Genomic DNA, 12,765 nt, shown 5'->3' on the forward strand with positions numbered 1-12,765 from the left:
GTCCGCCGGGGAGGCTTCGCGGGCGGTCGGGTAGTTCCGGCGAGAGTCGCGTCTCGGTCGGCTACGCGGGGCCGGTCAGAGTCGAAGGGTGGGCCGCCGCCAGCGTGCGGGGCTCCGAGACTGAGGGCTCCCGGCGAGACGGGTGTGTTGCTCGGCAGGAAAAGCACCTGGCAGCGGCGGGCAGGGTGGGGCTCGGGTCAGGTCCGCCGGGGAGGCTTCGCGGGCGGTCGGGTAGTTCCGGCGAGAGTCGCGTCTCGGTCGGCTACGCGGGGCCGGTCAGAGTCGAAGGGTGGGCCGCCGCCGGCGTGCGGGGCTCGGGGGCGGAGGGCTCCTGGCTAGACGGGCGCATTGCTCGGCGGGAAAAGCACCTGGCAGCGGCGGGCAGGGTGACGGGCCAGGTTGAGCACGCCGAGGGGCCTTCCTGGTGGGTTGGGGTGTTTCGGAGGCGTCTGGAGAGAGCTGGGGTTCGGAACCGGATCTCGGTGGGTGGTTGTGGGCTTCGAGTCTCGGTGACCTGCGGTTTTGTGGGGTCGGGGTGGAAAGTCGGGTGTCGAGTGCCGGTTTCGTGTGCTCCAGCCTCCTCGACTCCGGCGTGGAGACCGAAACCGCTCAGTCGGAGCCGATCTCGGGCGCTGCGGCCTCTCGGCGGCCGAAAGTGCTCTGTGGGCGTCGAAACCGGATCCCGAGGCGCTCGAAACAGCAGCCGCTTGCGCTGACCTGCGGTTTTCTCTCTCGCGGAGGCTGCGGCACCCCACGGGATCCGGTTTCGTGAACCTCCGTCACCCACATGCCCACCGCACCCCGAAAACACCCGGCCGCCCGACCCACCCGGGAACGCTCCCCGGCAGACCCAACCCGAGCTCCCACCCGCCCGCCACTGCCGGCCGGTTTTCCGCCGACCAACGCACCCGTCTCGTCAGGAGCTTCGAGTCTCCAAGCCCCGCACGCTGGCGGCGGCCCCGCCCGACGACTCTGACCGGCCCCGGCCCAGCCCTCCGCAACCAGGGGCGTGACCATCACCGGGAACACCCGGCCCACTCGGAAAGGTTCACCGGCGGATTCGACCCGAGCGCCTCCCTGCCCGCCGCTGCCGGCCGGTTTTCCGCCGAGCAACACACCCGTCTCGTCGGGAGCTTCGAGTCTCGGAGCCCCGCACGCTGGCGGCGACCCCCCTCGACGACTCTGACCGGCCCCGCGCAGCCGACCGAGACGCGACTCTCGCCGGAACTACCCGACCCCCCCGCGAAGCCTCCCCGGCGGACCTGACCCAAGCCCCCACCCTGCCCGCCGCTGCCAGGTGCTTTTCCTGCCGAGCAACACACCCGTCTCGCCAGGAGCCTTCCGCCCCCGAGCCCCGCACGCCGCCGGCGGCCCACCACCGACTCTGACCAGCCCCACACCAGGCCACCACGCAACCAAAGACGCAACCCCGGCAGGGCAGCAATAAGCCCCGCCGACCGACAACGGCCGACGGGGCGTCAGGTCGCACTAGCCGCGCAGCGCCTCTGTAAGTGCCGTCCACGAAGCCGTAGGGACGACGAGGTGACCCAGGCTTCGATCTTTGCTGTCACGAACCGGAACGGCGTCTTGGGATGTAGCGACTTCCACGCACTCCGCGCCTTGCTGGTTGCTGTAGCTGGAAGTTCGCCAACCGGTGGGGTGCACGATACATACCTTTCGCTACGGATCTGATCATCACTTCGGACTCCCGAGCAGACAGGGCCGATGCCCGAAGTTGCTCGTAGGTTAGGCCAAACGCGTTCACCTCTGACCGCCCCTCCCAGAGTCGCCCATCGAATGCACTTTCGGTATACGCGTATCGGCTACCGTCCACCGTCTGAACGAGTGTCAGAGAGCCACCCATGGCCGCGTGTTCACCCGCGCGGAACGGCAAAACCTGGATCTTGGTACCCGCGTTCGCTTCCTCCAGTAGCCGGTCCATTTGGCCACGCATCACGGACTGACTGCCCGCACTCCGGGCCAGAACTGCTTCGTCGAGGATGACCCGGACGCGAGGAGGGTTGTCGCCGCGCAGAATGCGTGCCTGGCGGTCCAAGCGTCGCGAGATACGATCCCGAAGCTCGTCGTCACTGGTCAGCGCTTGCCCAAGTCGGAGCGTGGCGCGAGCGTATGCCTTTGTCTGAAGCAAGCCCGGCACGATCTGCGCGGCGTAGAAACGTAGGCCGGTTGCCGCCTGCTCCCGGTCCATGTACTCACGCACATAATCGGGGACCAGCTCCCGCTGACTCGCCTTCCACAGGTCCGTGAGCAGGTCATCGGCACCCAGCGCGGCATCCAGGCGCCACGCCTGTTCCCACGTCGGCGGACTGCCCGTGCGCCGTTCGATTTGGGTGATGCGCGTGGGGTGCACGTGGATCAAGGCTGCCAGTTGGGCTTGCGTAAGCCCGCGCAACTTACGCAACTTCGTCACGCGGGCGGCGAACATATTTGCGGATGATTGTGTTGGGTCGATCGCTTCGGCCAAGTCGTTTAATCCCTCAAGATCATTTATTCCTGATTGCTGTGCAAATCAGGTTCTCGCCTGGCCGCATCGTAAGGCGGCGGGTTGATCCTGGGATAGACATTCCGTGTCCACAGAATGTGGCCGGATATCTACCCGCCGCAGCGCGAGAGGGACAGGCATGCCCATGACCGTGACGAGACAACAGCCGCCCACAGAAGCCGACTTGCGGCGTCGCCTGGCGGCGTCGGACGAGGTGCGCGTTCGGGACACGCGGAGCGGATACGTGGGCACGCTCTATCGCGTGGCCACCGGCTATGTCGTGGCGCTCACCGCCAACAGCAGCGCCTACACCATTTCCCTGGCGCGCCTCGAAGTCGTGGACGACGAAGCCGACATCGGGCAACCCAACGCGGTCGCGCGCGGTGCGCGCAGCGTGCGCGGGCCCGGTGAGATCGTCGCGGCGCAACCGCTGCCGGACGAAGTGCGTTTCCCCATGGCCCGGTTCGGGCCGGATATCCAGTGGTGCATGCCCTCCGGCAGCGTGCGGCCGACCGGCCAACCGGAGACCACCCCCTGAACCGCCGTGCCGCCGAATCCATTTGGTCGTGGCTACCGGCGGCACGGCTTCGAACCCTCTCCGCCTTCCCATGGCCCGGTCGGCGGAGAGGGCCACAAGCGGCATCCAGTCAGCAGCCAACCGCCAGGGGCCGGCGCTCGCTCGCCAGTGATCCGCCGGCCCCCGGCCTCCCCCACCGAAGCGAGGTCGACATGAAACTACCGATCCCACCGCCGGACAAAACAACCCCGAGCGGCAGCGGCATCGGGGACAACGTGAAGCACGCCGTGGACGCGCGTCGGCCCGAACAGCCGCCCGGCGTGGTCGTGCGGGTGGACGACGCCGGCCGGGTGACGGTCCAGCCGTTCGATGCGGCGCGAGCCGAATGGACCGCCGGCCTGGCGGACCTCGTGCCCGACGACGGCGTCTGGTTCCCCACCGACGGCGCCCGGCCCGACGACCTGCTGCCCTTCCCGATCCCGCCCGGCACGATCACCCCGCTCCGCTACGGCGGCCTACGCCCGAAGCCACGCCCCGGCCGCTGACCCCGACGACGGAAGCCCCGGCCCTTCGAGAGTCGGGGCTTCCTTTCGCTTTTGTTACCCCATGAGTTCCACGACCGTGACCAGCAGCGAGTTATTCGTGATTTGGTAGACCACGATCACGCTGCCACACGTCGCCTCGCGCCTGTCCTTGTGGTACGTCGCCGACGATCCGCATCCGTACGGATCCTGGGCGATGCATGCCATGCCGTTATCCAGATCCCGGCGCTTATCAGCGGGCAGACTCAGGCGGGCCCTCTCGCAGGCGGGACTGTACGCGATCGAGTACGACACTCCGTTCCTCCCCCAAGATCGTCATTGCATCGGCTTCGGCGTGGATCCCTTCCACCCAGTCGTGCGTTCGCTCGATTGCCTCGTCGACTTCCGGGCGGGTGCGGCGGGCCCATCGGTTGAGGGTCAGGGGCAGGTCTCGTGCCGGTGTGTCCTCGATCGTCTTGGTGAACTCCTCGCGCTGCTCGGCGGGCAAGGCAGCCCGAACGCTGGCGATGGTGGCCGGGAGTTCGATCAACTCGCCCGTTGCCCATGTGCGCCAGGTACGCCCGTCCGGCTCCGGCCCGTCTTGATACCCATGCTCACTGGCGTGCTCGTCCATAGACGCCCTTCACTGTGTTATGGCCCGGCTACTTACAGTGTGCTTTCCCGGGGCGTCCGGCGGAAGCCGCGGGTCGACGCGGTCGAGGCCGATTCTCCCGTCGCCAGGCCGGGCCGCCGACGATTCGGCGGCCTCCTGGGACAGGATGGGGCCATGCCGAAATTCATCGAGAAGCCGACCGTCGTCGAGGCGGCCGGGAACATCCCCAAGACCATTCGCGAGTTCGTGGGCCGGGTCAACACCGGCGACGAGGCGCTGAGCATCGCGCACATGACCAGCCCCGGCGGCTGGGAGGAACCGGGGCAGCGCCCCGAGTTCGACGAGTACACGGTGGTCCTGCGCGGCGTGCTCACCGTGGAGCACGAGGGCGGCACCCACGAGGTCGCGGCCGGCCAGGGCATCCACACCGCCGCCGGCGAATGGGTCCGCTACAGCACCCGAGGCGAAGAGGGCGCCGACTACATCGCCGTCTGCCTCCCCGGCTTCACCCCGGACACGGTGCACCGCGACGAGTAGGCCACCGGCCCCGGCGGGTCGCAACAGCCGCGACCCACCGGGGACACCGGGCGCACCGGGTCAGATCTTGGCGGTGATCGAGGGGAGCAGCTTGGGGAGGAGTTCGCCCTGCCAGCCCTGCCAGGGGGAGTCGGTGCCTTCCTTGCTGAGGGAACCCGAGGCCTCGAACTGGAGGTAGTACTGGCCCTTGCGCATCCGCACGCCGTTCACCGCGTAGTAGGCGTCGTCGGCGCCGCCCGTGGTGCCCAGGGCCTTGAAGTCGGTCTGGATCCGCTGGGCGCCGTTCTTGCTCAGGTTCCAGTTGTAGTCGAGTTCCTTGGGAGCGTCGATGTTGTTGATCTGGATGGTCAGCTTGATGACGTTGCTGTAGCCCCAGCCACGCTTGGTGTTCACCGTGTACTGGCACGTCGTGCTGCGCAGCGCCGGTCCGCGGGACGCGTAGGAGCCGGCCGCCTTGGCGGTGCCCTGTTGCTCCTGGGAGGTGACCTCGGGGATGACCTTGGCAAGCTCTTCCGGGGTGATCAGGTCGCACACGTCCGGCCAGGTGGACATGTCGTTCGGCACGGGCGCGAACTTGCCACCGGACTTGGGCGCCGGCGGGGCCGACGGACGCGTGGCCTCCTTCGACGGGGCCGTCGTCGGCGTGTTGTTCACCGCGTTCGGGTCGAAGCTTTCGAGCTTTCGGGCGCTCTCCGTGGGAGGGAGCTTTACCGCCTCGTTCTTCTTGCCGTCCGTGCCGTTGATCAGCAGGGCCGCGACCACCGTTGCCGCGGTGCCGCCGGCAACCACGGCCACCCAGCTGAAGATCTGCTTGCGGCGGTTGGGGCGCGGCGGCTGGGGCGGATACGGCGGCGGGTAGCCGGGGCCGCCGTAGCCGGGCGGTTGTTGGCCGTAGCCCGGCGGCGGGCCGTACTGGCCGGGCGGCGGGTAACCGGGGCCCTGAGGGCCGGGGCCGGGATACTGGCCGGAGTTCGGGCTGTTGTATTGGCCGGTCATCTCAGTCGTCCGTCATCTTGATGTTGAGGACGCGCACCAGCGCGGGTCCGGACTTCTTGGTCCACTCCTCGCGCGGCTCGGCGGTACCCGCCGAGTCCTTGGTGCTCTGGATACCGGCGTCCACGTCGAGCACCACGTAGTAGGCCGGCGAGTCCGGCTTCGTGCCCTGCTTGAACAGGTTCAGCTTGGTGCCCTGCCGGAAGGAACTCTGCACGAACAGCTTGTTGGCCAGATCCTCGTAGCCGGTGAACGGGGCCGCCTCGCTCTTCGCCTTCTCGTACATGTCCTTGACCGGTCCGGCGTCGCCGATCGCCTTGATGGTCATGGTGAGCTTGGCCGGCGTCGCGGGATCCGCGAGGTTGGGCAGCTTGATGTTGACCGTGCACTCGTAGTTCTTGGGAATCTTGCCGGTCTTGCGGCCCTGGCGCCCGCCCACGATGCTCGAGTCGGGGATCGCGTTCTGGATCTCCTTGTCGGAGAGCATGTCGCAGGCGTCCGGCCAGGTGCCGGTGTCCCCGCTGGCCCGGAACTTGGCGCCGTCGCTGAAGGCCACGCCCGGCGGCGGGGTGTAACCGTCGGGGAACGCGACCCCGTTCTCCGCCACCGGCTTGTCGCCCTTGTCGTTCTTCTTGTTGATCTCGTCGACGATGTACGACCCCGCCACCGTCGCCAGCACACCGCCCACGACCACGCCGATCCAGCCGAGCACGGGCTTGAGCTTGCTGCGGCGCGGCGGCTGGTGGGGCGGCATCGGGCCACCGGGGTACTGCTGCTGGTACATGCCGGGCTGACCGTACGGCTGCTGCTGATGCGGCCCGCCGCCGTACTGGTTCCCCCCGGGGTTCCCGATTCGTACCATCCCCGTGCTCCTCCTGATTACCTGATCCGACGCGCTGTTCCGATGCGCTGTCGCCGCTGCTGCCGTGCCGCGCGGACCGCGGTTACATCCGTTGCGTCCGTGTCTACATCCGGGCCACGAGGTAGCTGACGAGCGTCGGCCCGTACTGCTTGGCCCCGTCGTCGTCCGCGAGCTTCGCGCCGCCGGGGCCGGTCAGCCCGGAGTGGACGTAGAGCTCCACGAAGTACGACCCCTTGTAGAAGTAGATGTAGCTGTCGTCGCGGAACGCGTCGTCGGTGCCCAGCTTGGTGCTCAGCTCCTCGAACTCGCCGAACGGCTTGCGTGCCCGGTTCTTCTTGGTGTCGCCGTAGTGGCCCTTGGCGATCACCGGGGTGCTCACCTCGTGCAGTGTGAGCTCGATCTTGGCGTACGACGGATACTTCGGATTGTTCGGGTCCGGTACGGCCAGGTCGAAGTTGCACTGGTTGTCGGCCGCACCCGGGAAGTCGTACTTGACCGACACCGTGGTGTCCGGCTTCCTGGTCTTGACCGTGGCGCCCTTGATCACCTTCCCGATCTGCGCGTCGGACAGCATCTCGCACGCCTTCGGCCAGCTCTTGCCGTCGTTGGTCGCATTGAATCCTGGCCCGGCGTCGGCCGGCGGCGCTGCGGGGAAAACCATCGGGCGTTGCAGGGGCGCCGCGCTCTGGCCGCCGGGGCCGCCGCTCTTGCCGCCGCCGGAGCCTCCCGGCGCGACGGGACCGCCGGACGACTGCGGGCCGGTCTTCGCGGTGTCCTTCGAGTCGTCGTCCTTGTTCAGGAACAGGAAGCCGCCGACCCCGGCCGCGATCAGCACCAGCACGACCGCGATCCACAACACCGGTCGATTGCCCCCGCGTTGCGGCCCCTGCGGTCCGTAGGGCTGTCCGGGCGGGCCGTAGCCGCCCTGGGGCGGGTAGCCGGGGTGCTGGGGCGCGTAGCCCTGCTGTTGCGGGAATCCCTGCTGTCCGGCCGGATATCCCGGCTGCTGCGGATACTGCCCTGGTTGGCCGTAACCGCCGCCGTGCTGCCCGGGTTGTTGCGGCTGCTGCTGCCAACCCCCGCTCACAGCTTCTGCCCGACGATCGCCGCCACGGTCGGGCCGTACTGGCGCACCATCGTGTTGCCCTTGAGCGGGTTGCCCTGCGAGTCCTCCAGCTGCGCGGACAGCGTGATCCAGACCCGGAAGCCGTTCTTGGAGATCTGCACCGTGCGGTTGTCCCGGAACGCCCCGTCCACGCCGATCTTGTCGGCCGGGATGTCGTCGTACTGATCGGGGAACTGCTTGGACGTGCGCTCCTGGCTGGTCTTCTCCTTCGCGAAGGACGCCTTCTCGTCGGCCAACGTCTTGTATCCGTACGAGGTGATGCTGATCTCGGCCGGATAGTTCGAGGACTGCTGGTTCGGCAGGTCGAGCGTGATCTCGCACTCGTTGTCGTTGACGTTGTTGCCGAACATGTTCGAGATGCGACCCATGCGGCTCTTGCGCTCGCGGATCGTGCCCTCGGGGATCGCCGTCTTGATCTCTTCGTCGGTCAGCAGGTCGCAGGCCTTGGGCCAGGTCTTCGGATCGACCGTGATGCCGGTGATCTTCTGCCCGGTGATCGGCGGCAGCGCCGTCGGGATCTTCAACTCGTTGGACAGGTCGGCCTTCTTCGGCGCGGCCGCCGCGCTGTTGCTCGGCGCGGCCGTCTTGCCGACCACGATCGGCGCCGGCTTGCTCGCCTCGGCCGCCGGGTCCTTCTTCTCGGTCGGGTCGTCGAAGCCGACCATGGCGACGACCACGGACGCGACGACGGCGCCGGTGATGCCGGCGATCCAGGTCCCGATCACCTTGCGGCTGCGCGCCCCCCGCGGCGGACGGCCGTTCGCGTCGAGCTGGATCGGGTTCTGCGCGTACTGCTGGTAGTGGCCGTACTCGCTGTACTGCGGGTACGGGTAACCGCCGGTTTCCTGGAAGCCGCCCGGTTGGGGCTGCTGCGGAAAACCGCCGGGCTGCTGCGGATAACCGTCCGGCGGCGGTGGGTAACCCCCCTGCGGCGGTCCGGACTGGCCCGGTTGGCCCGGCGGGCCGGGCGGCATCGGAGGTACGGGCGGATAGCCCTGACCATCGCTCATGGGGGTCCCCCTGGGATCTCGGATTTCGCTCGCCGTCGGCGCGGCAGGCAGCAGGCGCGCGAACATGCTGCCATGTGCACCCGGAGGCCGCAGAGGTCAAGGGTGTCGTTTGTGGCGACATTCACCTGAATAAGTCTCCCGAGGCGCACAACGTTTCGATGACGTCAAGCGTCCGGGCGGTTCGGCCGCGTGATGTCGCGGTGACACGATCAACGCGCGCGGAACGCGCCCCTCACAGCCTCCGGGGCACTAAAGTTGAGCGAGGAATACTCAAGCGATTTGACCCGTTGAACCGGGCAGCTCATGCTTGAGCGACAAGCGCTCAACCCTTCCCCTGGAGGAACCGAATCATGGCACGTGCGGTCGGTATCGACCTCGGTACGACGAACTCCGTCGTCAGCGTTCTGGAAGGCGGCGAGTCGACCGTCATCACCAACGCGGAGGGGTCGCGGACCACACCGTCCGTGGTTGCCTTCGCGAAGAACGGTGAAGTCCTGGTCGGCGAGGTGGCCAAGCGCCAGGCCGTCACCAACGTCGACCGGACCATCCGGTCCGTCAAGCGCCACATGGGGACCACCTGGTCCGTGGCGATCGACGACAAGAAGTACACCGCGCAGGAGATCAGCTCCCGCATCCTGATGAAGCTCAAGCGCGACGCCGAGGCCTACCTGGGCGAGAAGGTCACCGACGCGGTCATCACCGTGCCGGCGTACTTCAACGACGCCGAGCGCCAGGCCACGAAGGAGGCCGGCGAGATCGCCGGTCTGAACGTGCTGCGCATCGTCAACGAGCCCACCGCGGCCGCGCTGGCGTACGGCCTGGACAAGGCCGACGAGCAGACCATCCTCGTCTTCGACCTCGGCGGCGGCACCTTCGACGTGTCGCTCCTGGAGATCGGCGACGGCGTGGTCGAGGTCAAGGCCACCAACGGCGACAACCACCTCGGTGGCGACGACTGGGACCAGCGGGTCATGGACCACCTGGTCAAGCAGTTCCAGAACGCCCACGGCGTGGACCTGTCCAAGGACAAGATGGCCCTCCAGCGCCTGCGCGAGGCGGCGGAGAAGGCCAAGATCGAGCTGTCCTCCTCGATGGAGACCTCGATCAACCTGCCCTACATCACCGCCTCGGCCGAGGGCCCGCTGCACCTGGACGAGAAGCTCACCCGGGCCCAGTTCCAGCAGCTGACCCAGGACCTGCTCGACCGCACCAAGGTGCCGTTCCAGAAGGTCATCGAGGACGCGGGCATCCCGCTTTCGGCGATCGACCACATCGTCCTGGTCGGCGGTTCGACCCGGATGCCGGCCGTCGCCGACGTCGTGCGCGAGCTGACCGGCGGCAAGGAGCCCAACAAGGGCGTCAACCCGGACGAGGTCGTGGCCGTCGGCGCCGCGCTCCAAGCCGGTGTGCTCAAGGGCGAGGTCAAGGACGTCCTGCTGCTCGACGTCACCCCGCTGTCCCTCGGTATCGAGACCAAGGGCGGCATCATGACCAAGCTGATCGAGCGCAACACCACGATTCCGACCAAGCGTTCGGAGATCTTCACCACGGCCGAGGACAACCAGCCGTCGGTGCAGATCCAGGTGTTCCAGGGTGAGCGCGAGATCGCCGCGTACAACAAGAAGCTCGGCATGTTCGAGCTGACCGGCCTGCCGCCGGCCCCGCGCGGACTGCCGCAGATCGAGGTCACCTTCGACATCGACGCCAACGGCATCGTGCACGTGTCCGCCAAGGACCTGGGCACGGGCAAGGAGCAGTCGATGACCATCACCGGCGGCTCGGGCCTGCCGAAGGACGACATCGACCGCATGATGCGCGAGGCCGAGGCGCACGCGGAGGAGGACCACCAGCGTCGCGAGGCCGCGGAGACCCGCAACCAGGCCGAGCAACTGGTGTACACCACCGAGAAGTTCATCAAGGACAACAGCGACAAGGTCCCGGCCGACGTGAAGACCGAGGTCGAGACGTCGCTGACCGAGCTGAAGGACGCGCTCAAGGGCGAGGACCTGGCCGCCATCCGCGACGCCGCGGAGAAGGTCAGCACCACGAGCCAGAAGCTGGGCACCGCGATGTACGCGAACGCCCAGCCGGGCACCGAGGGCGCGGCCGGCGCGGGTGACGCCTCCGCCAACACCGCCGACGACGACGTCGTGGACGCCGAGATCGTCGACGAGGACCGCAAGGGCGGTGCTGCGTGACCGAAGGGAACGGCTCGAACCACGGCGCCGTCCCGGGCGACGCCCAAGAAACCGAGTCGAAGCCGGAAGCCGGGACCGCCGCCACCGCGGCGGCCCCGGCCCCCGGGGCGGCCGAACTCGCCGAGCTGCGCAACCAACTCGGCGAGCGCACGGCCGACCTCCAGCGGCTTCAGGCGGAGTACGCGAACTACCGCAAGCGGGTCGAGCGGGACCGCAACGTGGCGGGCGAGTCGGCCGCCATCAAGGTGCTGAGCGAACTGCTGCCGGTGCTCGACGACATCGGTCGGGCCCGGGACCACGGCGAACTGGCGGGCGGCTTCAAGTCGGTCGCCGAGTCGCTGGAGTCGATCGTGGCCAAGATGGGGCTGCAGAGCTTCGGTTCGAAGGGCGACCCGTTCGACCCGACGGTGCACGAGGCGCTGCTGCACTCGTACGCGACCGATGTCACCGAACCCACGTGTGTGGAGATCCTGCAGCCCGGTTATCAAGTGGGCGAGCGGATCATCCGTCCGGCACGGGTGGCGGTCGCGGAACCCACGGCGGAGGCCGAGGGCGGTCCGGAGGAGTCGGGCGAAGCGGCCGGCAGCTGAACCGTCACCGGGAACGAGACGACGAGAAGCGGAGAGGAGGGACGCCGATGCGCGGGTGGTGTGAATCCGGAAACGGGCGCTCGGAGCACGAGGGCACCCCGACCCGATCGGCGAGGGGCGCATGAGTACGAAGGACTACCTGGAGAAGGACTACTACAAGGTGCTCGGCGTCCCCAAGGACGCCGGCACCGCCGAGATCAAGAAGGCGTATCGCAAGCTCGCCGTCGAGTTCCACCCGGACAAGAACAAGGGTGACACGAAGGCCGAGGAGCGCTTCAAGGAGATCTCGGAGGCCTACGACGTACTGGCCGACGACAAGCGGCGCAAGGAATACGACGAGGCCCGGACCCTGTTCGGCAGCGGCGGCGGCTTCCGCGGCGCCGGCGGCGGACAGTCCGGCACCGGCGGCTTCCCGTTCGACCTCGGCGACATCTTCGGCGGCCAGCAGGGCGGCGCGGGCAACACCGGCGGTCTGGGCGACATCTTCGGCGGCCTGTTCGGCGGCGGTCGCCAGACCGGGCGCCAGCAGCCCCGGCGCGGTACCGACGTGGAGTCCGAGGTCACCCTCGGCTTCGCCGACGCGGTCGACGGCGCGACCGTGCCGATCCGGCTGACCAGTTCGGAACCGTGTCGGCACTGCAACGGCACGGGCGCGGCCGCGGGCACCACCCCGCGGATGTGCCCGACCTGCGCGGGCTCCGGCAACGTCAGCCGGCCGCAGGGCGGTTTCGGCTTCTCCGAGCCGTGCCGCGACTGCAAGGGCCGCGGGCTGCTCGTGGACGACCCGTGCATCGTGTGCAACGGCAGTGGCCGGGCCAAGAGTTCGCGCACGATGCAGGTCCGGATCCCGGCCGGGGTCCAGGACGGGCAGCGCATCCGGCTCAAGGGCAAGGGCGCGCCCGGCGAGCGCGGCGGCCCGGCCGGCGACCTGTACGTCGTGGTGCACGTCAAGACCCACGCCGTCTTCGGACGCAAGGGCGACAACCTCACGGTCACCGTGCCGGTCACCTTCCCGGAGGCCGCACTCGGGGCGGACGTCACCGTACCCACGCTCGGCGGCATCCCGGTCACGCTCAAGCTCCCCGCGGGCACGGGCAACGGCCGCACGCTGCGGGTGCGCGGGCGCGGGGCGGCACGCAAGGACGGCACTCGGGGCGACCTCCTGGTCACCATCGAGGTGACGGTCCCTCAGCAGCTGAACGACAAGGCGCGCGAGGCGCTGGAGGCGTTCCGCGAGGCGACCGTCGCGCACGATCCCCGAGCCGATCTGTTGGACGCGGCGAAGGGGGCATGAC

The 12,765-nt window shown here is 68.6% G+C and carries 14 protein-coding genes; 6 read left to right on the forward strand and 8 right to left on the reverse strand.

Going from position 1 to position 12,765, the window contains the following annotated elements:
- Positions 1-1,488: 1,488 nt before the first annotated feature.
- Positions 1,489-1,608, reverse strand: coding sequence for a DUF397 domain-containing protein (locus ACFRCG_RS10805; protein WP_380030490.1), 120 nt, complete (start codon positions 1,606-1,608; stop codon positions 1,489-1,491).
- Positions 1,568-2,485, reverse strand: a complete 918-nt coding sequence (locus ACFRCG_RS10810; protein WP_380030491.1) for a helix-turn-helix domain-containing protein — start codon at positions 2,483-2,485, stop codon at positions 1,568-1,570. The genes ACFRCG_RS10805 and ACFRCG_RS10810 overlap by 41 nt, the downstream gene beginning before the upstream one ends.
- A gap of 262 nt (positions 2,486-2,747) precedes the next feature.
- On the opposite strand from ACFRCG_RS10810, the gene ACFRCG_RS10815 reads away from it, so the two are divergent.
- Together ACFRCG_RS10815 and ACFRCG_RS10820 are read left to right on the forward strand one after the other, a co-directional pair.
- Positions 2,748-3,041: a hypothetical protein gene (locus ACFRCG_RS10815; protein WP_380030492.1), complete on the forward strand. Its 294-nt coding sequence runs from the start codon at positions 2,748-2,750 to the stop codon at positions 3,039-3,041.
- A gap of 191 nt (positions 3,042-3,232) precedes the next feature.
- Entirely contained in the window at positions 3,233-3,565 is a 333-nt protein-coding gene (locus ACFRCG_RS10820) for a hypothetical protein (protein ID WP_380030493.1), read from the forward strand.
- Positions 3,566-3,619: 54 nt separating this feature from the next.
- On the opposite strand, the gene ACFRCG_RS10825 is transcribed toward ACFRCG_RS10820, so the two are convergent.
- Together ACFRCG_RS10825 and ACFRCG_RS10830 are read right to left on the reverse strand one after the other, a co-directional pair.
- Positions 3,620-3,769 carry a hypothetical protein gene (locus ACFRCG_RS10825; RefSeq protein ID WP_380030494.1) on the reverse strand — a complete coding sequence of 50 codons (150 nt, stop codon included), beginning with the start codon at positions 3,767-3,769 and terminating at the stop codon, positions 3,620-3,622.
- Positions 3,770-3,794: 25 nt separating this feature from the next.
- A complete protein-coding gene (locus ACFRCG_RS10830) occupies positions 3,795-4,175 on the reverse strand; it encodes a hypothetical protein (RefSeq protein WP_380030495.1) in 381 nt (126 codons plus the stop codon).
- A gap of 153 nt (positions 4,176-4,328) precedes the next feature.
- Between ACFRCG_RS10830 and ACFRCG_RS10835 the strand changes: the two genes are divergently transcribed.
- A complete protein-coding gene (locus ACFRCG_RS10835) occupies positions 4,329-4,691 on the forward strand; it encodes a cupin domain-containing protein (RefSeq protein WP_380003422.1) in 363 nt (120 codons plus the stop codon).
- A gap of 60 nt (positions 4,692-4,751) precedes the next feature.
- Here ACFRCG_RS10835 and ACFRCG_RS10840 read toward each other — a convergent pair whose 3' ends face one another.
- From ACFRCG_RS10840 to ACFRCG_RS10855, 4 genes are all read right to left on the reverse strand, one after another.
- Positions 4,752-5,687: a hypothetical protein gene (locus ACFRCG_RS10840; RefSeq protein WP_380030497.1), complete on the reverse strand. Its 936-nt coding sequence runs from the start codon at positions 5,685-5,687 to the stop codon at positions 4,752-4,754.
- A 1-nt stretch (position 5,688) separates the two neighbouring features.
- Complete coding sequence (locus ACFRCG_RS10845) at positions 5,689-6,546, reverse strand: hypothetical protein (RefSeq protein WP_380030498.1); 858 nt, start codon at positions 6,544-6,546, stop codon at positions 5,689-5,691.
- A 103-nt stretch (positions 6,547-6,649) separates the two neighbouring features.
- Positions 6,650-7,633, reverse strand: coding sequence for a hypothetical protein (locus tag ACFRCG_RS10850; RefSeq protein WP_380030499.1), 984 nt, complete (start codon positions 7,631-7,633; stop codon positions 6,650-6,652).
- On the reverse strand, positions 7,630-8,682 hold the full coding sequence (locus tag ACFRCG_RS10855) for a hypothetical protein (protein ID WP_380030500.1): 1,053 nt from the start codon (positions 8,680-8,682) through the stop codon (positions 7,630-7,632). The genes ACFRCG_RS10850 and ACFRCG_RS10855 overlap by 4 nt, the downstream gene beginning before the upstream one ends.
- A gap of 350 nt (positions 8,683-9,032) precedes the next feature.
- Here ACFRCG_RS10855 and dnaK point away from each other — a divergent pair, with 350 nt between their 5' ends.
- From dnaK to dnaJ, 3 genes are all read left to right on the forward strand, one after another.
- Positions 9,033-10,880: a molecular chaperone DnaK gene (dnaK, locus tag ACFRCG_RS10860; RefSeq protein WP_126636603.1), complete on the forward strand. Its 1,848-nt coding sequence runs from the start codon at positions 9,033-9,035 to the stop codon at positions 10,878-10,880.
- Positions 10,877-11,470, forward strand: coding sequence for a nucleotide exchange factor GrpE (gene grpE / locus ACFRCG_RS10865; protein ID WP_380030501.1), 594 nt, complete (start codon positions 10,877-10,879; stop codon positions 11,468-11,470). The genes dnaK and grpE overlap by 4 nt, the downstream gene beginning before the upstream one ends.
- Before the next feature lie 121 nt (positions 11,471-11,591).
- Positions 11,592-12,764, forward strand: coding sequence for a molecular chaperone DnaJ (gene dnaJ, locus ACFRCG_RS10870; protein WP_380030502.1), 1,173 nt, complete (start codon positions 11,592-11,594; stop codon positions 12,762-12,764).
- The last annotated feature ends 1 nt before the right edge of the window (position 12,765 follow it).

This window comes from Embleya sp. NPDC056575 (assembly GCF_042793325.1).
Lineage (GTDB): Bacteria > Actinomycetota > Actinomycetes > Streptomycetales > Streptomycetaceae > Embleya.